A 20,074-nucleotide genomic window follows, 5' to 3' on the forward strand; every position below is an offset into this window, starting at 1 on the left:
CATGAAAACTCCGGGCAGGCGCAACGCATCACGGGTGAGATCAGATGTGACTATTGCGCGGTGCCGACCGGACTGGTCTGGCCTGAAAGCGTGAACCGGCCGAAGCGCTCCGGCGTGTGAAACGAGGGCTTCGGGGTGTCGGCGCGCGACCACTGGCTGTATTGCGGATTCGTTTTGCCACCGTGCCGGTTCAGGTTCGCGTGCATCACCGTTCCCGGCCGCGGCGGCATCGGGCCGGCGACTGCGGCGAAGTTCCGCCACGGAATCGCCACCTCGACCTGCCACGAACGATCGACGTCGGTGTCGTCGTTGAGCGTGCCGGCATACTTGCCGGCGATGCGCACGCCCTCGGCGTCCCACTTCGGCGCGCGCGGCTTGTTCGGTCCGTCGGGCCGGAAGTTGTCGAGGATTCCGCCGAGCACGTTGAACTCGATGTTGAAGTAGATGTTCGGCTGCGCGGCGTTCGGCGCGATCATCAGCTCGAAGCAATCATCCTCGGGAATCTTGCCGTCGCGCTCGGTGTGTCGGGCCGTGATGTGCGCGTCCTCGCACCACGCCCCGAGGTAGAGAAACTCGTCGTCCCACAGCAGCTTCACGCGGGACTGTTCCTTCCGGCCTTCCTTCCACCAGGTGAACACAAAATCGCCGACGTGCGGGGCCGCAAACCACGCCGCCTCGTCGAGCTGGCCGTCGATCGTCAGCGGCGCGGCGGCGCGCAGCACGGTGTAGTGTGGCGGTTGGTAAACGGCCGCCGGCGCCGGCGGCTCGCCGCCGCTCAGCGACGCCATGCCAATCAGAACGGAGCTCAGAGCCAGGCGGAGTGAGTTCGTGCGCACGAATCACGCTGATGGAGCGAACCCGGCCGCGCGGCAAACAAATGCAGCCGCGAACCACGGCAGGGGTCCTCAAAGGGTCAGGTAACATGAGCGGCAAGTCGGGATAGCGCGACGCGAGGTGCGTGGTGCTACAATGACAAGTGCCATGATCTATACTGGAATCGACTATCACAAACGTTACTCGGTGGCTTGCACGCTGGACGCCCAAGGCCAGAAGCTCCACGAAGCGCGGATCGACGGCAACGCGTCCACGGCTTTTGCCGCCTACTTCAAGAAACTCGGCACGCCCAGCGAGGTGGTGATCGAGGCCTGCTGGAATTGGGGTGTGCTTTACGATTTGCTCGAAGACACGGCGGGCGTGGCGAAGGTCGTGCTCTCGCATCCGGCGAAGAATCGCATCATCGCGGACGCGCAGATCAAGAACGACCGCATCGACGCCAAGGCGCTCGCCACGCTCTTGCGGGGCGACTTCGTCGCGAAAGTGCACGTGCCGTCCCGCGACGTACGTCAGCGCAAGAACGCGCTGCGGCAGCGCCTCTGGCTGGCCCGGTTGCGCACGATGATTCGCAATCGCATCCACTGCGTGATCGACCGGCACCCGCAATTGGAGCGGCCCGCGGTGAAGGACATCTTCAGCAACCAGGGCAAAGCGTGGATGAAGCGCGCCCCGCTCCCCACCGCCGATCGCACGTTGCTGGACGACGACCTCGCGTTGCACGCGCTGCTGCAAACTCAAATCGACGCGCTGGAGAAGACGATCGTCGCCGACAACGCCGCGAATCGGCTGGCGGTGCGGCTTCAAACCCTGCCGGGGGTGGGCAAGATCCTGGCTCCGGTCGTGGCGTTGGAGATTGACCAGGTCAAGCGCTTCAAGACCGCCGACAAACTCTGCGCCTACGCCGGCCTGGTCCCGACTACCCACGCCTCCGGCGGCAAGATCGCACACGGCCGCATGCTACCCTTCTGCAACCGCTGGCTGAAGTGGGCCTTCATCGAGGCGGCCTGGGTGGCCGTGGGCTGCTCCGATTACTTTGGCTCTTTCTATCGCAAGCAGCGGCTGCGTGGCAAAGGCGCCAACGACGCCATCACCATCGTCGCCCGCCGCATGGCTAAAATCGCCTGGAAAATGCTCACCGAGGAACGAGACTACTCCCCGCACGCCCCCGTCGCCAAACCAACTTCCCCGGCCACTCTCATAACGGACTGACGGCATCCTCAGTGATGCGCGTCTTGGGTCAGGATAGAGGGCCGGGGATCTGATTCATTACCCTGCCGGAGGCCTCGTGCCTGCCGCTGAGAGAAGTGTGATCGCGGAATCTCCTCTTTCTTCACCCGCAAAGCCGGTCTCCACCCACGGGATCTTCCCGCGGGGCGCTCTTTGCCGCCCCCGCACCCCGGCTAGGGACACTAAAGCCAAGAAAGCTAAGCATCCAATTTTCCCATACCTCTCAAAATCCCACTTGACTGCTTTCACTCAGAGAAGGCCGTTGCACGTTGCAGCAGGCGCGCCGCGACCGGCGGGTTGACCCGCTCGCACGGGGCCGTCCCACTGGTTCCGCACTGCCATGAAAGTCCTGCTTCCAGCCGCCGCCGTCGCCGCGATGGTCTGCACCGTGTTGGCCACCCTGACCGCGATTGTCTTCTGCCTCGGCATGGGCGCCAACTCCTCCTCCGCCGAGATCCGCACCCTCAACTTCTGGATGGCTGGCTTCGCGCTGCTGGGCATCGCGGGCGTCGTGGCCGGGATCATCCTGATGCGCGCGAATCAGCACGGCTGGGCCGCTACCGCCGCATTCATTCCCACCGCGCTCATGGCCGTCATCTTCATCGTCGCGGTCAACCTGAAGTGAACGCCCTCGCCGTCCGCACCCTATGACCGGGTCACGTCCGGAATCAAAACGATCGCGTCACCGTCACGCTCCACTTGCGCGGGGTTTGAAACAGGTACCGCCACGTACCGGTGTTGTCCTTGTCGGTGATGATGAGGTCGTCGTTGTCGAGCAGGTTGTCGACGTTCAGCTGCGTGCGAAACGTCCCCAGCCGCGTCACCCAGTTTTTCGCCAGCATGCCATTCAGGAGGATCACCCTGCCGCCGTACACCTCGGCGAAGTTGCGCGTGGCATCATAGCCGGTCACCGGCGCGGATCGATAGTTCGCACCGCCGCCCACGCTGAGCGAATCGTACCACGCGCCATTCTTCCGCAGCGTGTACGCGCCGAAGGTGTTGAACCGGTACTTCACGGCCTGACGCGGTGCGCGGCCCTCCGCGCGACGGATCACCGCGAGCCAGTTGTTCGCGCTGCGAATCGCATCCGCGATCGTTGGGTTCACATTCGTGTCGATGCCGGTGAAGGGCGAGACGAGGCGCACCGCGGCGTTCTGCTGCCACAACGCCGCGTTGGCCGCCAGGTACGCCTCCGCGCGCGGCAACGTGCGCGACTGCACGACATCCGTCTGGCTCGCATTGAGCGTGAAACGGAACTGCCGCGTGGGGTTCGCCGTCACCTCAACCTCCCAGCCGCGGCCGGTGTTGTCCACGCTGTCACGCGGACTCGTGATGGCCTTCTCCGGGCGGCCCAGCGCCTCCCACATTTCGTTGATCGCCGGCACAAGGCTGGTGGTGACCGAGGCATCGTTGGCCGTGCGATTCGTCTCGGTAAGGCGGTAGCGTGACACGCTGAGGTTAACGCGGCCGGACCAGAGCGCGACCTTGACGCCCACATCCGTGCCCTTGCCGAAGCGCGGGCCCATCGGCTGGTCGTTGATGTCGATCGGCGTCTGGGGCACGAAGTTATTCGCATTGTTGTAGACGAGCCCGAGCCAGGGCAGCGGGCGAACCACGAGTCCGTACGTCCGCGTGTTGCCGGCGAAATCGGTGTTGGATTGTTTCGCACGCTTCAGGCTGAACTCACCGGTGACCGGATCGCGCGTAGCGTTGGCGCCGTTCCAGAAGTCCTGCAGGTCCCGGCGCAGTCCCCAGGTCGCGACGACGCGGTCCTGCCAGAAGCTGCTTTGTCCGGCCAGCATCAGGGAGTCGGTGGTCGTCGACTGCACGTTGCTGGTGTCTCCAGTCCGCCGATACCCGGCGGTGATGCCGTTGAGATTCTGCACCGGGAACTCGCGCGGATCGAGTCCGCCACGCTTGCGCGGATCGCTCGAAGCGAAGTCCAGATAGGTGCGGCGCCAGAGCTGGTTCGCCGCGACGGTCACGTCGAGCGGATAGATCGCGGTGCCCGGCGGCGTGATGTTCACCTCGTTCAGGGCTTCGGTGAAGAAATCAAACGTCTCGCTCGTCGCGAGCGCGGCGAAGCGATGCAGGCCGAGCCGCCGCGGCTCGAGATTCAGCTCATAGGCACCCGTGGCGCGCCAGGTCGTGGTGTCGTTCTCGATGTCGCGGTAACCCGCCTGGCTTTGGACGTAGAGGCGGCCGGCGTTGGGGTTGCGCTGGCCGGCGTTGGCCGGGAGCGAACCGTTGGGCAACGCGGTGGTGGGAATCAGTGCGTTCACGTCGCCGAACGCGCCCATGTTGTTCCATGACACCCCGAAGTCGGCGCGCCGCCAGTCGCGCTGGCGGTTGAAGGCGAGCTCGAGCACCAGGCTGCCGATCCGTTGCTCCACAAACGCCGAGTACGTCGCGTACCAGTTGTCCGACCCCGTGCCGGGGCCGCCGAGATAACTGGCGCGCGGCACGAGCGAAAAATCCGTCAGCGCCCGCGCATTGCCCGTCAGCGAGGGCGCGCCCGGCGCCCGCGTGGTCTGGCGCGTGCCGGTCCACGACACGAGGCCCGAACCGCCCAGCGGATCGTAGACGACGAAGCGATTGCCGTTGGCGATCGTGCCCGCGACGGCCTGCGTGTTGTTGGCGGCGATCGGACGTCCCGCGGCGATCCACTCGCCGGTGTAGTCCGCGCTGGGCCAGGGCATGGCGTTGAGTTGCTGCCGGTCAGCGTATTCACCCTGCACGCGAACCTCGGTGTGCGGGAAAGGTCGATACGTCGACGCCAGCGCGCCGCCCTTCGTCTTGAGAAACTCGAACTCGCGCCAGCTTTCGCGGTCCTGCCACAGGACGTTGGCGCGGACCGCGAAGCGCTGGCCCACGGCGCGGTTCACATCGAGCGTCGCGCGGTAGTCGTCCCAGCTGCCGACGCGGACCTGCACCTGATCGGTCGATTTGCCGCTGACGTGCGCGCGTTTGGTCGTGAGGTTCACGATCCCGCCGGGACCGCCGACGCCGAAGAGGATCGAGTTGGGCCCGCGGGAGAAATCGAGCCGTTCGGTGTTGAATACATCGCTCGAGACGCGCCACGTGAAGAAGTCGCGACCCAGCGAGGCGCCGGTGAAACCGCGGACCTGGATATTGCCGTCGCTCTGCTGCGCGGACGCGAGGCCGGTGTAATCGGTGAACTCGCGCGAGGCGTTCATCGCGAACTGCAGCGCATCCATCGTATTCAAGACTCCGATATCATCCAGAAACTCCTTCGTGAAGACCGAGATGGCGGCGGGGGTGTTCTTCAGTTCCGAATTCAGCCGGCTGCCAGAGAGCGAATTCGCCGCGGCGTAACCGACGTCCTGGTCGGTCGACACCTGAAACGGCGACAATTGCACCGGGCCCTTGGCGTCGGTGGCGGCAGGTTGTTGGGCACGAAGGTCAGCGCCCGAAAGGGCCAGCGCGAGCGCACCGGCGGCCGCGAAAAGGAAACGGGACATGGGGAAACGGGGTTGGGGTGAGTTCCGGCCCGGCCGGAACATCGTCATCAAATCCCGCGCGGGCCTCATGGCAATCCCGGCGGACGGACGGCGATGATTCGCGCCCCTTTCTACCGTTACTCACCGCACGCCAGGTGCGGCGGCCCCGCGTCCGTCGCAACGCGCTGGCCAACCCGAAAAATCTGTCCACGCTCCTTTCCCCTCCCACCATGAAACTCTTCACATCCCGCTCCCCGCTGTTCCTTGCGGCCCTGCTCAGCATCGGTTCGACCTGCGTCACAACCGCGGCCGAAGCACCGAAGCTTACGTTTCCCGACGCCAGTCCGGCGATCACGATGAAGCAGCGCGTCGGCGTAACCGACATCGAAGTCAGCTACGCGCGCCCGAGCATGAAGGGGCGGAAAATTTTCGGCGGCCTCGTCCCGCTGGGCCAGATCTGGCGCACCGGCGCCAACACCGCGACCAAGGTCACGTTCAGCACCCCGGTGAAACTGAACGGCGTGGCCGTGCCCGCGGGGACGTACGAACTCTTCACCATTCCGAATGCAGCCGAGTGGACGATTATTCTCCACAAAAACATGTCACAGTGGGGCTCCTACGCCTACGACGCGAAGAACGACGTCGCCCGCGCCACCGCCAAGCCCGTCGCGCTCCCGACCGCCGTCGAGAGTCTCGCGATCGGCTTCAACGATCTGCGCGACACCTCCGCGACGATGTACATCGCGTGGGAAAAGACCCGCGTGCCGCTGACGCTCGAGGTCGACACGGTCGGCCTCCTGCGTCCGCAGATCGAGGCGGCCATGAAGGCCGACGGCAAGAAGCCGTACTTTCCGGCCGCGATGTTCTACTTCGAAAACAACGTCGATCTGAAGCAGGCGCTCGCCTGGATGAACGCCGGCCTCGCCGAGCAGCCGGAAGCGTTCTGGATGGTTTACCGCAAGGGACTGCTGCTCGCGAAAATGGGCGACAAGGCCGGCGCCATCGCCGCCGCGAAACAGTCGATTGAGCTCGCGAGCAAGAAATCCGGTGAGCTCAAGGACGAGTACGTCCGCCTGAACGAAGCCCTCATCGCGAGCGTACGGTAAGGTCGGTTCGATCCAGTTCCCAGAGGAGTCCACGAAACATACGAATCACACGAAAGTCCGGACCACGGACGACGACTGCCGATTTTCGTGTCGTTCGTGTGTTTCGTGGTAATCCCCTCTGGCACGGGTCGTTTCAGGATCGCTGACTCGCCGTCAGCAGCTCGCGATAAAGCGCCGCCAGCCGCGGCATCGCGAGTCCCGCGGCTTGTGCGCGCCGCAACGGTTCGCCCCAGATCGCCTCGACCTCGACTTCGCGGCCGGCCAGGAAATCCACGAGACTCGACGGCGCGTACGCGCCCATCGTGGGCGTGACGTCGATCTGCGACTGAATGAAGGACTCGGATACGTCGTAGCCGAAATGACGCGCCGCAGCCGCGACTTCATCCATCAACGGCCGCACCTCGGCCGCGATCACCGGCTCGGCGAGCAGACGATCCGTGGTGAGACCGCCGCGCGCCACCGCCAGGCCGTTGAACGGCACGTTCCAAATCAGCTTCTGCCAGCGCGCCTCGGCGAGGCGATCGAGGACCCGCGTGTGTACGCCCACGCCGGAGAAAAGTCCCGCGACGGCGTGCACCCGTTCGCCCGCCGGTCGATTGAGTTCACCGAGCGTCATCCGGCCCGGCGTGTGATAACCGACGAGTTCACCCGGTGCCTCGCGGGTCACGCCGATGTAACACAGTCCGCCCAGCACTCGCTCCGTACCGACGATCGACGCGATGAGTTCCTCGTTGCCCAAGCCGTTTTGCAGCGTGATCACGGCGGTACGTGAGCCGATCAGCGGTGGGAGCAGGACCGGTAGCGAAGCGTTGGCCGTCGTCTTCAGCGTCACGATCACGAGATCAACCGGACCGATTTCCGCCGCGGTGGCGAAGCCCGCAACGTGATCGAGATGCCGCGTAGCATCCTTCTCGCGCAACGTGAGTCCGTGAGACCGCACGTGCGCGAGGTCACCCCGTAACAAGAAACGCACGTTCGCACCCGCCAGCGCGAGCCGCGCTCCGTAGTAACTACCGAGCGCGCCTGCGCCGACGATCGCGATGGAGTCGAATTTCACCACAAAGACACAGAGGCACAAAGTCAGACCCCGGACAAACGTAGCCTCACCTTTGTGTCTCTGTGCCTCTGTGGTGAAACTTCAGTCTCAGCGCAGGAACGCCTCGTGCAGGCCGCCGTCGACCGCGATGACCTGGCCGGTGGTCTTGCTCAGCCGGTTGCCGACGAGCAGGAAGTACGCCTCGGCTTGGTCAGCCGGAGTGATCGGCGACTTCGTCAACGTGCGATCGGCGTAGAACTGGGCGAGCTTGGTGACAAGCGATTCGGTCGCCTCGGTTTCGCTGTACGGGATGTTGTACTTCGCGAGTGAACCGATGACGCGGTCGCGCGGGAACATCGCGCTCCCCTGCACCACGGTTGCGGGCGCGACAGCGTTGACCCGCACCAACGGCGCGAGCTCGATCGCCATCTCGCCCACGAGATGATTGGCCGCCGCCTTCGAGCAGTCGTAGGCGATGGAACCTTTCTTCGCCACCGTCGCATTGGCCGAGGTGGTGAGCACGAGATTGCCGCGCAGCCCCTGCTCGCGCCACGTGACGACCGCTTCGTCGCCCACGATGTAGCTGCCCGTGACATTGATCGCGAACGTCAGCGGCCACTTTTCGTCCGGGATGTGGCCCGTCGTGTCGGTCGGCACAAAGATGCCCGCCGTCACGCAGATGGAATCGAAGCCGCCATAAGCGAGCGCAACGTTGTCCAGCATCCGCCGCACGCTCGGGCGATCGGTGATGTTCGCCGCGAGACCGATGGCCGGTCCGCAGTTGGACAGCCCCGTACCCGCGACGCCGATACCCACGCCGTACTTGTCGGTGATTTCCTTTGCGGTCGCCTGAGCCGAGGCCTCGTTGAGATCGACGCACACGAGGTGCGCGCCTTCCTTGACGAGCCGGTGCGCGGTTTCCTTGCCAATGCCTGAGCCGGCACCGATGACCACGATGACCTGCCGTGCGAGTTCCTTTTCCGCGGGCATGCGCTTGAGTTTCGCCTCCTCGAGCAGCCAGTACTCGATGTCGAACGCCTCCTGCTGCGGGAGCGCGATGTAACGATCGATCGCCTCGGCGCCCCGCATCACCTCAACGGCGCAGTTGTAGAATTCGGCGGTGACACGCGACTCGGACTTGTCCTTGCCCCAGGCGATCAGGCCGAGGCCCGGAATCAACACGACGGTCGGATTCGGATCGCGCATCGCCGGCGAGTTGGCGTGTTTGCACTTCGCGTAATACGCGGCGTAGTCGGCGCGATACGCCGTGAGCCCGGCGGCGAGTTTCGCCTTGAGCGCGGCAACGTCCTCGGCCTGCGGATTCCAGTCGACGTAGAGCGGCTTGATCTTCGTGCGCAGGAAATGATCGGGGCACGAGGTTCCGAGCTCGGCGAGACGCGCGGCGTCCCGGGAGTTAACGAAACGCAGGATCTTCGCGTCGTCCTGCACCGTGCCGATGAAACGCGTCGGCGCGGTCTTGCGTCCGGGTTCACCCACGCCGGCCACCGCGCCGCGGAGCCAGGGCAGGATCGACGCGAGCGTGGCCCGCCGCTTCGTTTCGTCCAGCGTCTGGTATTTCGCGCCGCCAAACGCCGTGGCGTCGCCGCCTTTGGCGGCGTATTTGGATTCAATATACGCCGCGGCCTTTTCGATGCAGTCGAGCGTGTAGGTGTAGCAGGCCTTCTCGTCGTTGTGCCAGGAAATGAACCCGTGCTGGCCCATCATGATGGATTTTGCCTGCGGCTGTTTGCGGCAGATGTCCTGCATGGCGAGGCCGAGTTCGAAGCCGGGCCGCATCCACGGGACGTAGGCCATCTCGCCGCCGAAGATTTCCTGCGTCAGCTTCTGGCAGTTCGCCGACGCCGCGATCGCGATGATCGCATTCGGGTGCATGTGATCGACGTGCTTCGCCGGGATGAAACTGTGCAGCGGCGTGTCGATCGAGGACGCGCGCGGGTTCAGGTTGAACGTCGTGTGCGTGTACATCGCCACCATGTCGTCCTCCGCCTGCGATTTCAGCCCCTTGTCGGCGCGCGCCGCGTAGAGCGGCTGCAGCGCGAGGAGCTTCTGCTGGTACAGCGAGGAAAAGTTCTCGCGCGTGCTGGTCCGGAGATCGCCGCCGGAACCCTTCACCCACAGCACCTCGGTGGCCTGGCCGGTCAGCACGTCCTGCTCGCTGATCTTGGCGGAGGTGTTGCCGCCGCCGGTATTGGTGATGCGTTGATCGCTGCCGAGCAGATTGGAGCGATAGATCAGGCGGCCGACGGGATCGAGTGACGCGGCCTTGGCGTCGTCCCAGAGATAGTTGACGAATTGATACGTGGGCATGGTGAATGTGGGTCGGGAAATAGACCACGCGGCAAGGCCGACGTCAAAAGCCGTCGGTGTCATCCGGGACGGACCGTCAGAGAAGAACGGGGCGCTTCTGGACCGCGACCGCCCTCGGTCGCTTCCGAATCAGGGCGACCGGGGGCGGTCGCGGTCCCAGGGGCTTGCTGGCTCAGGCTTTGATCTTCGCAAACGTCTCGTTCAGCGCCCGCGCGGAGGCCTGCAACGCCTGCTGCTCCTTCGGCCAGAGTTCGACTTCGACGTGCGCGAGCGCGCCGGCGCGGCCGACGATCGTCGGTACGCTGATCGCCACGCCGCGGAGACCGTACGCGCCTTGTTGCACCGTCGAAACGGGCAGCACCTGACGTTTGTCGTGCGCAATGGCGTGAACGACCTCGGCGATGGTGAGACCGACGGCCCAACCGGCGCCGCCCTTGCGGCGAATCACCTCGGCGCCACTGCCCTTGGTGCGCTCGAAAATCTGCGACTGGAACGTCGGCGTGCAGCCGGCGATCTTCGTGAGCGGCAGGCCCGCGTACGTCGCCGACGACCACACGGGAAACATCGAGTCGCCGTGTTCGCCGAGGATCAGCGCCTTCACCTGCGTGGCGGCGAGCTTGAGTTCCTGCGCGATCAGCGAACGGAACCGCGCGGTGTCGAGCATGGTGCCGAGACCGAGCACCTGCTGCCATGGCAGATTGAGTTTCGCCGCGGCCAGCTGAGTCAGGATGTCGACCGGATTGGAAACGACGAACACGAGCGCGTCCTTGCGCAGGCCGGCGGCCTTCATGCTGTCGAGAATCCCGGAGAACAACGCCACGTTGCGGTTGATCAGATCCAGCCGCGACTCGTCGGGCTTGCGGCGCAGGCCGGCGGTGATGACGAACACGTCGCTGTCCTTCGCGCGGTTGTAGTCACCGGCGTAGATCCGTTGATCGGCGATCGACGACGAGCCATGCAGCAAGTCCAGCGCCTCGCCCTCGGCCATGTCGGCGTTCGCATCGAGAATCTGAATCTCGGATACGATGCCCGCGCATTGCAGGGCAAAGGCCGCGTTGGAACCGACGCGGCCGCCGCCGCCGATGATGGAGACTTTCATGAGGAGGGAGGAGTTGAGAGGGGAGAGTTTAGAGTTGAGAGCTGAGAGCGGCGGAAGTTGAGGGCTGAGAGTTGAGGGTTGAGAGCACGACCTGGCGGGCAACGATCCCACACGGAAAGCGGAACGCTCTGGGTCGCTGTTCTCCTCTCAACTCTCAGCTCTCAACCCTCACCTCCGTGAGCGCAGCTCAGGCTTTCATCTGTTTCAGAATCTGTTCGGTCACGGCCCGCACGATCGCCTCGATCGTCGGATCGGACTTTTCGCCGCCGCCGCCGGACTGGCAGCCGCAGTCGCTCTTCGCGGGCGCGGCCGGCGTCTGGCACACGGCGCCGGGGCGGAACTCGGCGCTGTCGCAGAGTTCGCATTCCTTGAGACCCGAACGCGGATCCGGCATGCCGAGCTTCTGGCGGAGATCAATCAGTTCCTTGGCCTGACCGCCGGTGAACCGGTGCAGTCCGCCACCGAGTCCCGCCGCGATCCACACCGTGCGGCAGTAGGAATCGATGTTCTCCATCTTCCAGTAGGCGTCCTCGACATCCTTGCCCCAGCAGATCACGCCGTGGTTCTGCATCAGGACGGCCTGGTGAATCTTGCCGACCTCGCCGACTTCATCCGCATTCGCGGGCGTGCCGGGCGTCTGGTACTTGGCCACGCCAATCTTGCCGAGAAACACTTCCGCTTCGGGAATGAGGCACGAGGGAATATTGACATTGGCAATCGCGAAGGCGGTCGCGTGCGGCGGGTGCGCGTGCACGCAGGACTTCGCAGCGGGCTGGCGTTTCATGATGCCGAAGTGCGTCATGGCTTCGCTGGTACGCTTGCGGGTGCCGGCGAGCTGCTTGCCGTCGAGATCGACGAGGCACATGTCGGCGGGCGTCATGAAGCCCTTGCAGATCAGCGTCGGGGTGCAGAGCGCGAGATTGTCGCCGACGCGGATCGTGATGTTGCCGCCGTTGCCGTCGGTGTAGTCCTTCTGCCAGAGACGCCGGCCCATCTCGCAGATACGTTCCTTGAGGACGTTGATCGCGGGGGAATGGAAAAACTTCTCGATCTCACCGGGGGTTTTCGGATCGGAGCCGGGCGCCCACTTGAATTCGTAATCCGGGACGGATGGTTCGACGGGCTGACGCGAGGAGTGGGAACCGCCGAAGGACGACGTCGCGGGCGCGCCCGAGCCCTTGAAGGACGACTTCAGGCTGCCGCCGCCGAAGACGTCACGCGCGGACGGCGTGAGAATGGAGCCGGCGGGCGGCTGCTCGCCTTTGCGGACAAGTTCCTCGGCTTCACGAGCGGTGATGACTTTGGGCATGGGTCGGTGAAAGTTGGGAGCGGAGAGTTGAACGCTGAAAGTGGAACGGGTCAGACCGTCGGCGGCGTGTAGAAGATCTGATCGATGATCGCGGCGTTGAACGCGTCGACAGGTGTCGGGTTTTCAAAGGGCGCGGTGGCTTCGGCGCCTTCGGTGAAACCAATCACGTGGCCGAGATCGGCCCCGAGGTTGTCGTACACCACGAGGCTATTGCCCTTCGCGAGCGGCGTCATCGCGGCACCGTGGTACTGCTCCTTCGCAAACGGCTGCACGAGCAGGAAACGGCCGCCCTTGTAGGCGGGATCCTGCTGCGAGAGCGTAACGCGACCGATGACGTGTCCGAGGCGCATGATGAAAGGAGAAGGGCGGAGGGAAAAAGGAGTAGCGAACGCGAGTCGGGTGGAGGTGATCAGTGACCGGCTTCGGCGTCCTGCTCGTCGATGACGCCGAGGATGATGTTGCGGAGGGGTGATTTCGGATCCTTCACGTGCGCGCGCGTGTGCGAGCCATCGGTGGACACCAGCACGCGTTGATGCCGGCCGGCGCCGTGCGGATCGAGCGCGAGAAACGGCGCGCCCTCCTCCCTGCCCTGCTCGTCGAGCGGCTGGCAGATGATCGTGCGGTGGCCCACCATGCTGGCATGGCAGACGGTCGTGACAATCACTCCATCGACGCGCGCGACGATCATGGGTGGGTGGGCGTGGCTACGAGCGCCAGCGAGTGGCTGAGAAATGCGGAGCGGAAAACCTGCCACTCGCTGGCGCTCGTAGCCACACCAGGCAGGTGAGGTGTCTGAAAAACTCGGGCGGTTCGGCTCATCTCAATAGATCCGCAGGTTGTCCACCATCACGCAGCGGCGCGTGCGGGTGAATGTCTCCGGCGTCGTGATACCTTCGCCGGTCGTGGTTGCGATCGAGTAGCTGAGGTAGCCTTCGCCGCCGAGGCCGAGGCCGGCGACGCTCGGGCCGTTCTTGACGAAGAGCGTGGTGTCGAGCGCCCGCGCCATCATCGTCATGTGATCGACGTTGAGCGAGTGGATGATCGCGGAGTGCTTGTAGCCGTGCTCGGACTTCTTCGCGAATTCGATGCCCTGCTCGATGCTCTTCACGCGCACAACCGGCAGCATCGGCATCATCTGCTCTTCCATCACGAACGCGTGATCGACATCGGTCTCGGCAAACAGCATCGGCGTGTTCGCGGCCGCACTCGTGCCGGCGTGCTGCGCGAGTACCGACGCGTCGGCGCCAACGAGTTTGCGGTTCAGCACCGCGTGCGAACAACCACCGGCGTCCTTCGAAGTCGTGAATGCTGCGGCCGTGAGTTTTGCGAGCTGCGAGCCGTTGAGCTGGACCGCGCCGGCGATTTTAAGGCCATCGATGAACTTGTCGAAATGCTGCTCGAGCACGAACACCTGCTTCTCGCCGATGCAGAGGAGATTGTTGTCGAACGCGCCGCCCTGGAGGACATCGCGCGCAGCCTTCTTCAGGCAGCCGGTGCCGTCGACCAGCACGGGCGGATTGCCGGGGCCGGCGCAGATCGCGCGCTTGCCGGATTTCATGGCCGCACCAACGACCGCGGGGCCGCCGGTGATGCACAGCAGCCGGATGAATTCGTTTTTCGTGAGCGCGTCGAAGGACTCGAGCGACGGCTTCTCCACGGTGCAGACGAGGTTCTCGATCCCGAGCGCGGCGAAGATGGCCTCGTTGTACGTGCGCACCGCGAGCGCGGCCGAACGCGCGCCGCCCGGATGCGGGTTGAAAACGACTGCGTTGCCGGCAGCGACGATGTTGATGACGTTGCCGCTGAGCGTCGGGACGGAATGCGTCACGGGCAGCACCGCACCGACGACGCCGAAGGGCGTGTGCTCCTCCATCGTGATGCCGTGATCGCCGCTGAGGCCGTAGGGTTTGATCCACTCGACGCCGGGCACGAGCTTCACGATCTGCAGCTTCTCGATCTTGTGCTCGAGGCGGCCGATCTTGGTTTCCTCGAATTCAAACTTGCCCCACTCGGCGGCCTTTTCAGTGCAGAGCGCCTTGACGATTTCGACGACCTTGGCGCGACCGGCGATGCCCTTCGTCTTGAGCTGCTCAAACGCGTCCTGGGCGGCGGCGCAGGCTTCCTTGACGTCGTCGAACACGCCGAAACGCGGACCACCGCGACGAATGGCGGGCGGCGCGGACGCGACGGCGGCGGATACGGCGGGCGACGGCGCGGGTGAAACGATCGGCGAGCGGCCGAGGCTGCGCATCACGTCTTCGACGATCGTGCGCAGCGTCTGTTCGTCGAGTTGAAGGGAGGAGCTCATTTCTTCGCCGGATAGATTTTCTTGTTCAGCACATCGACCGCATCGACGATCCCGACGATCACGGCGTCGACCGGCAGCGTCTTCATGCCGCTGGCCTGGCGCGCGGAGCTGCCCTGGCAGAACAGCACCACTTCATCCAGGCCAGCACCGAGGGCGTCGACGGCGACGATGGTGTTCGAGCCGGCGCGGAACTGGGCGGGATTGGATTCGTCGACGAGCAGCGGCCGCAGGATGACGAGTTTGCGACCCTTCATGGCCTCGTCCTTCTTGGTCGAGACCACGGAGCCGATGACGCGCGCGAGGAACATGGTGATGGAGACGAGTCGAGGTCGAGAGGACGAGAGTCGAGGAGCCGGCAGTCCCGACGCGTGCGTCGGGACGACGCCCGCGGAGACGGAGACTTACTTCTTGGCCGGAGCGGCAGCAGCGACGGGGAGCTTCGGCAGCACCACGGCGACGTCGTCGTGCGGACGCGGAATGACCTGCACGCTGACGACTTCGCCGACGGCACGGGCAGCCTGGGCGCCGGCATCGGTCGCGGCCTTGACGGCGGCGACGTCACCGACGACGACGGCGGACACCAGCGCGTTGCCGACCTGCTTCATCGGACCGGCCAGCGTGACGTTGGCGGACTTGAGCATCGCATCGACGCCGGTGACGAGCGCGGTGAGACCGCGGGTTTCGAGGAGACCAATTGCTTTGGAGGCCATAATAGGATGAGTTGGGTGTTGAGAGTTGAGAGTTGAGAGCTGAGAGACGGAGCGGAGGCGCGAGTGGGAGCGTCGAGAGTGGAGGCGTGAGTCGACTCAGTACTTGGCTGTGATGCAGCGGACGGTTTCGCGGGCGACGACGAGTTCCTCGTTGGCGGGGATCACAAAAACCTTCACGCGCGAGGTGGCGGCGGAGATTTCGCCCTCGGTGCCGCGCACGGCGTTGTTTTTCGCGGCGTCGAGCACGAGGCCGAGATCGGAGAGATTCGCGCAGATCGCAGCGCGGAGATCGGGATTATTTTCGCCGATGCCGGCGGTGAACACGAGCGCATCGCAGCCGCCAAGCTCGACGAGGAAGGCTCCAATCCAGTGGCGCGTCGACTGCACGAAGACATCGAGCGCGAGTTGCGCGCGGGCGTTGCCCTGTTGCGCGGCGGCGCGGACATCGCGGAGATCGTTGCCGACGCCGGAGAGGCCGAGCAGGCCACTCTCCTTCGTCATCTGGCGCTCCGCTTCCGCGAGCGACAGGCCGAGCGTCTTCATCACGAACGGCACCGCGGCCGAATCGAGATCGCCCACGCGATTGTTCTGCGGCAGTCCCGACTGCGGGCTGAGGCCCATGCTCGTGCCGATGGCGACGCCGTCGCGAATACCCGTGACCGAGCTACTGCCGCCGAGATGACACGAGATCACGCGCAACGCCTTCGCCCCGGCGGCGAGGGGCGTCGGTCCCGACTGGTAGAGCTGTTGCACGCGCTGCACGACATCGGCGCGACCGAGCAATTCGGCGGAGCGTTCCGCGGCGAACTTGTGGCTCGCGCCGTGAAACCCGTAGCGCCGCACGCCGGCATCGTACCACGTCTGCGGCACCGCGTAGCGCGAGGAGGCCTCGGGGACCCACTGGTAGAACGCCGTCTCGAACAGCGCGACGAGCGGCACGCCGGGGAGCTTTTCGCGAAAGCGCTGGATGCCGAGTGCGTACGGCGGATTGTGCGCGGGAGCGATCTCGCGAAAGCCGTCGAGGGCGGCGATCACCTTCTCGTCAGCGGGCACGCAGCCCGTCAGATCGCGGCCGAGCACGGTCTTGAAACCGACGCCGTGGAGATCGGCCGCGGAACGGACGTGACCGGCGGCCTGCAGTTCGCCGAGACAATCATCGATCGCCTTGCCGTAGTCGGTCACGCGCTCGTAGCCGCCCTTCGCGAGCAACGACGCGTGATCCGCGCCGTCGAAGCGAAAGAGTCGGAACTTGAACGACGTCGAGCCGAGATTGGCGACGAGGATGTTCATCCGCGGAAAAGGCAGGTGAGTTTGCCCACGGAACACACGGAATACACGGAAGGAAAAGACGGCGGGAGCATTTCAGCTGCGGGCCAAATGCTGCTCAGGTTTTCCGTGTGTTCCGTGTATTCCGTGGGCAACCGGATTGGATCAGGCCGAGGGCTGGACGAGCCACTTGCCGAGACCGGCGAGGTCCTCGTGCGGGCGCGGGATGACCTGGACGGCGACCACTTCGCCGACCTTCGAGGCGGCCTCGGCGGCGGCGTCGATGGCGGCCTTGACCGCGGCGACATCGCCCCGGAAGAACGCGCAGACATAACCGCTGCCGACGGCTTCATAGCCCGTCATGGTGACGCTGGCGGCCTTGAGCGCCGAATCGGCGGCCTCAAGCATTGCGCAGAATCCCTTGGTTTCGATCAGACCGACTGCTTCCTGTGCCATGGTGGAAAAAAGTTAGGAGGTGAGAAGTGAGAGTGGAAGCGCGGCTCAGAGGCCGAGCGTGCGCATGAGATCGGCATGCGGGCGGGCGATGAGGTGCGAGCAGATGAGCTCGCCCACACGCTTGGCAGCTTCGGCGCCGGCTTCGACGGCCGCTTTCACGCTGCCGACGTCGCCTTTGACGACGACGGTGACGAGGCCACCGCCGATTTGGATCTGGCGAACGAGAGTGACGTTCGCGGCTTTGACCATGGCGTCGCTGGCTTCGACGCTGCCTACATAGCCACGGGTTTCTACCATGCCGATGGATTCATTCATGCGAGTATTGGTTGAGAAGTGAGAGCTGGGGATTGCGAGAGGACGAAAGGCTTACTTGAGCAGTTCCACCGGCGTGTCGGGTTGCAGCGCGCAGGCGTTGCCCTCGTCCGTGTCGATATGGACCTCGAGTTTGAAATCGGCATGCACGCGCACGAGCATCCGATCGAACGTCGCCGCGCACGGACCGCCGACGCGCAGCCGCATGTAGTCGCCGGCCTTGACGCCGTAGAAGGCGGCGTCGTCGGGATTCATGTGCACATGCGGCGCGGCGCGAATCACGCCCTCGGGCATTTCAAAAAATCCCGCGGGGCCCATCAGCATGCAGCCGGGCGTGCCCGCGATGTTGCCGGAGGAGCGAATCGGAATGTCGAAGCCGAGCGCGATCGAATCGGTCAGCGCGAGTTCGATCTGATTCAGATCACGACACGGCCCGAGAATTCGCAGATTGGAAATCACCCGGCTGCGCGGCCCGATCAACGTGACCATCTCCTTCGCGGCGAACTGATCTTTCTGATACAGCCATTTCATCGGCGTCAGCTTCGCGCCCTTGCCAAACAATGCTTCGACCGCCGCGGGTGTCAGGTGGCAGTGCCGCGCACTGATATTCACCAGCAGCGGATTCGGCGCCTGCACTGTCCGGGGCGCCTCCTTGCCCAACCGCTGGTAGATCGCCCGCCGCACCAGGTGCTCGATCTCGACGCGATGAGGAAGGGGTGGAGGCAACGACATGGTAGAATTCGGTGCGAAGGGTGGCAATTTCCGCCGGAAAATGACCAAGGAGTCAAGGTAGACATTGCATTTCCTTCCAAAAGATTCCAAAAAACGCCAGAAGCATGCACCCCGAAGAGCGCCAAGCGAAGATTGAAGCCTACCTCCAGAAGGCGGAATTCGCTTCCTTGGAGGAGCTTGCCCAATCCGTGGGTGCGTCCATTTCCACCGTCCGGCGCGATTTGGCGGCCCTAGAGGCCGGCAAGACCATCCGAAGGACCCATGGAGGCGCCCGAACCCTCCAGCCGCCGAAGAGCGACGAGTTCGTGTTCAACGTGCGCGACACGCACCAGGTCGGGGAAAAGGAGCGGCTCGGCGAGGCGTGTGCGGCGCTGATCACGCCGGGCCAGAATGTGATCATCGACAGCGGCACGACGTGCTTTCACGTCGCGAAGCATCTCGGTGAAAAGGTCGCGCAGATCATCACCAACTCGCTGCCGGTCGCGAATCTGTTTTCCGGATCGAACCGCCATGAAGTGCACCTGTCGGGTGGCGTGATTTATCCGCGGCTCGGGACGCTGGTGGGGCCGCACGCGGTGGAGACGTTTTCGCGCATGCACGCGGATGTCGCGATTCTGAGCGGCAGCGGCATCTCGGCCGATGGCATCTACAATTCGCACGCGCTGATCGTCGATATCCAGCGGGCGATGATGGCGGGCGCGGCGAAGGTGATCTTCTGTTTTGATCACACGAAGTTCGGCCGGCGCTCGACGTTCTTCCTCTGCGATTTCTCGCACGTCGATATCGTCGTCACCGACGCCCAAGCCCCGGCTGATCTCGTCGCCGAGCTTCGCGCGAAGGGCATCGACGTGGTCGTGGCGCCGCCAGCATAGCGGCAGCCCGCGAATCACGCGAACCGGAGCGAATCCGAACCGGTGCAGGGCCGACCCACCCGGTCTCAGAGGCTGCGAAAGCCGGCAACGCGGTTGTCAGGCAAAGTAGACATTCGCGTGAATTCGCGTCATTCGCGGGCGATCCCGCCGTTCCCTCAGAGCATCACGTTGTCGATGACGCGGATTTCGTCGATCCACGCCGCGATCGCCAGGAGGGTCGCGCCGGGAACCATTTCCTTCATCTGCTCCATCGTGAGCGGATCGACCATCGAAATGTAGATCACGCGGATCCGCCGGCGCTCGCCGAGCAGATGCGTCGCTTCCGCGATGATGCGATCCGTGCTGCGCACGCCTTGCGCCACCATCTCCTTCGCCTTCAGCAGCGCGCCGTGGATCGCCAGCGCCTCGAGCCGCTGGCCGGACGTGAGTTCGCGATTTCGCACCGTGACCGCGAGGCCATCGCTCTCCCGCACGATCGGCGCCACCACCACCTCGACGCCAAATTCCAGATCCTTGATCATCTTGCGCACCACGGCCGCCTGCTGCGCATCGCGCTGCCCCATCACCACCACCGCGGGTTGAACGACGTTGAGCAGCTTGGCCATGCCGGTGGTGACGCCGCGAAAATGCGACGGCCGCGAGATGCCGCACAGCGGTTTGCTGACGGCCTCTTCCGTGACGAACGTCGAAAATCCCCGCGGAAACATTTCCTCGGTCGAAGGCAGGAACACCACGTCGGCACCGAGCTCGGCACACAGGCGCGCATCCGACTCGGGCGTGCGCGGATAGCGCGCTAAATTCTCGCTCGCGCCAAACGCCAGCGGATTGGCGAAAACAGACACGACCACGACATCGGCGCGCGTCTTAGCCAGCGCGATCAGCGCCGCATGGCCCTCGTGCAAGGCTCCGCTGGTGGGCACGAGTGCGACGGTCTTGCCCGCCTGCTTGAATTGCGCGGTCGCAGACCGCATCTCGGGCACAGATTCGATTTTTTGCATGAAGCCGTTCGCCTTGGGGG

20 protein-coding genes are annotated in these 20,074 nt (G+C 64.6%); 4 read left to right on the forward strand and 16 right to left on the reverse strand.

Features of this window, described 5'->3' with window-relative positions:
* Positions 1-50: 50 nt before the first annotated feature.
* Positions 51-788: a carbohydrate-binding family 9-like protein gene (locus ACLJEU_RS24295; RefSeq protein ID WP_414663925.1), complete on the reverse strand. Its 738-nt coding sequence runs from the start codon at positions 786-788 to the stop codon at positions 51-53.
* Between the two features lie 193 nt (positions 789-981).
* Between ACLJEU_RS24295 and ACLJEU_RS24300 the strand changes: the two genes are divergently transcribed.
* Positions 982-2,043 (forward strand): IS110 family RNA-guided transposase, encoded by a 1,062-nt coding sequence (locus ACLJEU_RS24300; protein WP_457795312.1) that lies wholly within the window; start codon positions 982-984, stop codon positions 2,041-2,043.
* Positions 2,044-2,401: 358 nt separating this feature from the next.
* Positions 2,402-2,686 carry a hypothetical protein gene (locus tag ACLJEU_RS24305; protein ID WP_414661416.1) on the forward strand — a complete coding sequence of 95 codons (285 nt, stop codon included), beginning with the start codon at positions 2,402-2,404 and terminating at the stop codon, positions 2,684-2,686.
* A gap of 43 nt (positions 2,687-2,729) precedes the next feature.
* Here the strand turns inward: ACLJEU_RS24305 and ACLJEU_RS24310 are convergent, their stop codons facing one another.
* Positions 2,730-5,543, reverse strand: coding sequence for a TonB-dependent siderophore receptor (locus tag ACLJEU_RS24310; protein WP_414661415.1), 2,814 nt, complete (start codon positions 5,541-5,543; stop codon positions 2,730-2,732).
* A gap of 209 nt (positions 5,544-5,752) precedes the next feature.
* On the opposite strand from ACLJEU_RS24310, the gene ACLJEU_RS24315 reads away from it, so the two are divergent.
* Positions 5,753-6,628, forward strand: coding sequence for a DUF2911 domain-containing protein (locus tag ACLJEU_RS24315; RefSeq protein WP_414661414.1), 876 nt, complete (start codon positions 5,753-5,755; stop codon positions 6,626-6,628).
* A 133-nt stretch (positions 6,629-6,761) separates the two neighbouring features.
* On the opposite strand, the gene ACLJEU_RS24320 is transcribed toward ACLJEU_RS24315, so the two are convergent.
* From ACLJEU_RS24320 to pduL, 13 genes are all read right to left on the reverse strand, one after another.
* Positions 6,762-7,685, reverse strand: coding sequence for a 2-dehydropantoate 2-reductase (locus ACLJEU_RS24320; RefSeq protein ID WP_414661413.1), 924 nt, complete (start codon positions 7,683-7,685; stop codon positions 6,762-6,764).
* Positions 7,686-7,772: 87 nt separating this feature from the next.
* Complete coding sequence (locus ACLJEU_RS24325; protein ID WP_414661412.1) at positions 7,773-9,992, reverse strand: bifunctional rhamnulose-1-phosphate aldolase/short-chain dehydrogenase; 2,220 nt, start codon at positions 9,990-9,992, stop codon at positions 7,773-7,775.
* 172 nt (positions 9,993-10,164) lie between these two features.
* Complete coding sequence (locus ACLJEU_RS24330) at positions 10,165-11,091, reverse strand: lactate/malate dehydrogenase family protein (protein WP_414661411.1); 927 nt, start codon at positions 11,089-11,091, stop codon at positions 10,165-10,167.
* Positions 11,092-11,278: 187 nt separating this feature from the next.
* Complete coding sequence (locus ACLJEU_RS24335; protein ID WP_414661410.1) at positions 11,279-12,400, reverse strand: class II aldolase/adducin family protein; 1,122 nt, start codon at positions 12,398-12,400, stop codon at positions 11,279-11,281.
* A gap of 50 nt (positions 12,401-12,450) precedes the next feature.
* A complete protein-coding gene (locus ACLJEU_RS24340; protein WP_414661409.1) occupies positions 12,451-12,750 on the reverse strand; it encodes a EutN/CcmL family microcompartment protein in 300 nt (99 codons plus the stop codon).
* A 59-nt stretch (positions 12,751-12,809) separates the two neighbouring features.
* Positions 12,810-13,088 (reverse strand): EutN/CcmL family microcompartment protein, encoded by a 279-nt coding sequence (locus ACLJEU_RS24345; RefSeq protein WP_414661408.1) that lies wholly within the window; start codon positions 13,086-13,088, stop codon positions 12,810-12,812.
* 132 nt (positions 13,089-13,220) lie between these two features.
* Positions 13,221-14,708, reverse strand: a complete 1,488-nt coding sequence (locus ACLJEU_RS24350; RefSeq protein ID WP_414661407.1) for an aldehyde dehydrogenase family protein — start codon at positions 14,706-14,708, stop codon at positions 13,221-13,223.
* On the reverse strand, positions 14,705-15,016 hold the full coding sequence (locus ACLJEU_RS24355; RefSeq protein ID WP_414661406.1) for a EutN/CcmL family microcompartment protein: 312 nt from the start codon (positions 15,014-15,016) through the stop codon (positions 14,705-14,707). Before ACLJEU_RS24355 ends, ACLJEU_RS24350 begins: the two co-directional genes overlap by 4 nt.
* A 93-nt stretch (positions 15,017-15,109) precedes the next feature.
* Positions 15,110-15,418 carry a BMC domain-containing protein gene (locus ACLJEU_RS24360; protein WP_414661405.1) on the reverse strand — a complete coding sequence of 103 codons (309 nt, stop codon included), beginning with the start codon at positions 15,416-15,418 and terminating at the stop codon, positions 15,110-15,112.
* Positions 15,419-15,514: 96 nt separating this feature from the next.
* Positions 15,515-16,708: an acetate/propionate family kinase gene (locus tag ACLJEU_RS24365; RefSeq protein WP_414661404.1), complete on the reverse strand. Its 1,194-nt coding sequence runs from the start codon at positions 16,706-16,708 to the stop codon at positions 15,515-15,517.
* A 141-nt stretch (positions 16,709-16,849) separates the two neighbouring features.
* Positions 16,850-17,140, reverse strand: a complete 291-nt coding sequence (locus tag ACLJEU_RS24370) for a BMC domain-containing protein (protein WP_414661403.1) — start codon at positions 17,138-17,140, stop codon at positions 16,850-16,852.
* A 45-nt stretch (positions 17,141-17,185) separates the two neighbouring features.
* Positions 17,186-17,455, reverse strand: a complete 270-nt coding sequence (locus ACLJEU_RS24375; protein WP_414661402.1) for a BMC domain-containing protein — start codon at positions 17,453-17,455, stop codon at positions 17,186-17,188.
* 51 nt (positions 17,456-17,506) lie between these two features.
* On the reverse strand, positions 17,507-18,184 hold the full coding sequence (gene pduL, locus ACLJEU_RS24380) for a phosphate propanoyltransferase (RefSeq protein ID WP_414661401.1): 678 nt from the start codon (positions 18,182-18,184) through the stop codon (positions 17,507-17,509).
* A 104-nt stretch (positions 18,185-18,288) separates the two neighbouring features.
* Here pduL and ACLJEU_RS24385 point away from each other — a divergent pair, with 104 nt between their 5' ends.
* Positions 18,289-19,056, forward strand: coding sequence for a DeoR/GlpR family DNA-binding transcription regulator (locus ACLJEU_RS24385; protein ID WP_414661400.1), 768 nt, complete (start codon positions 18,289-18,291; stop codon positions 19,054-19,056).
* 155 nt (positions 19,057-19,211) lie between these two features.
* Here the strand turns inward: ACLJEU_RS24385 and panC are convergent, their stop codons facing one another.
* Positions 19,212-20,054 (reverse strand): pantoate--beta-alanine ligase, encoded by an 843-nt coding sequence (panC, locus tag ACLJEU_RS24390; protein WP_414661399.1) that lies wholly within the window; start codon positions 20,052-20,054, stop codon positions 19,212-19,214.
* Positions 20,055-20,074 lie beyond the last annotated feature (20 nt).

Source organism: Terrisphaera buseokensis (genome assembly GCF_047521145.2).
GTDB lineage: Bacteria > Verrucomicrobiota > Verrucomicrobiia > Opitutales > Opitutaceae > ER46.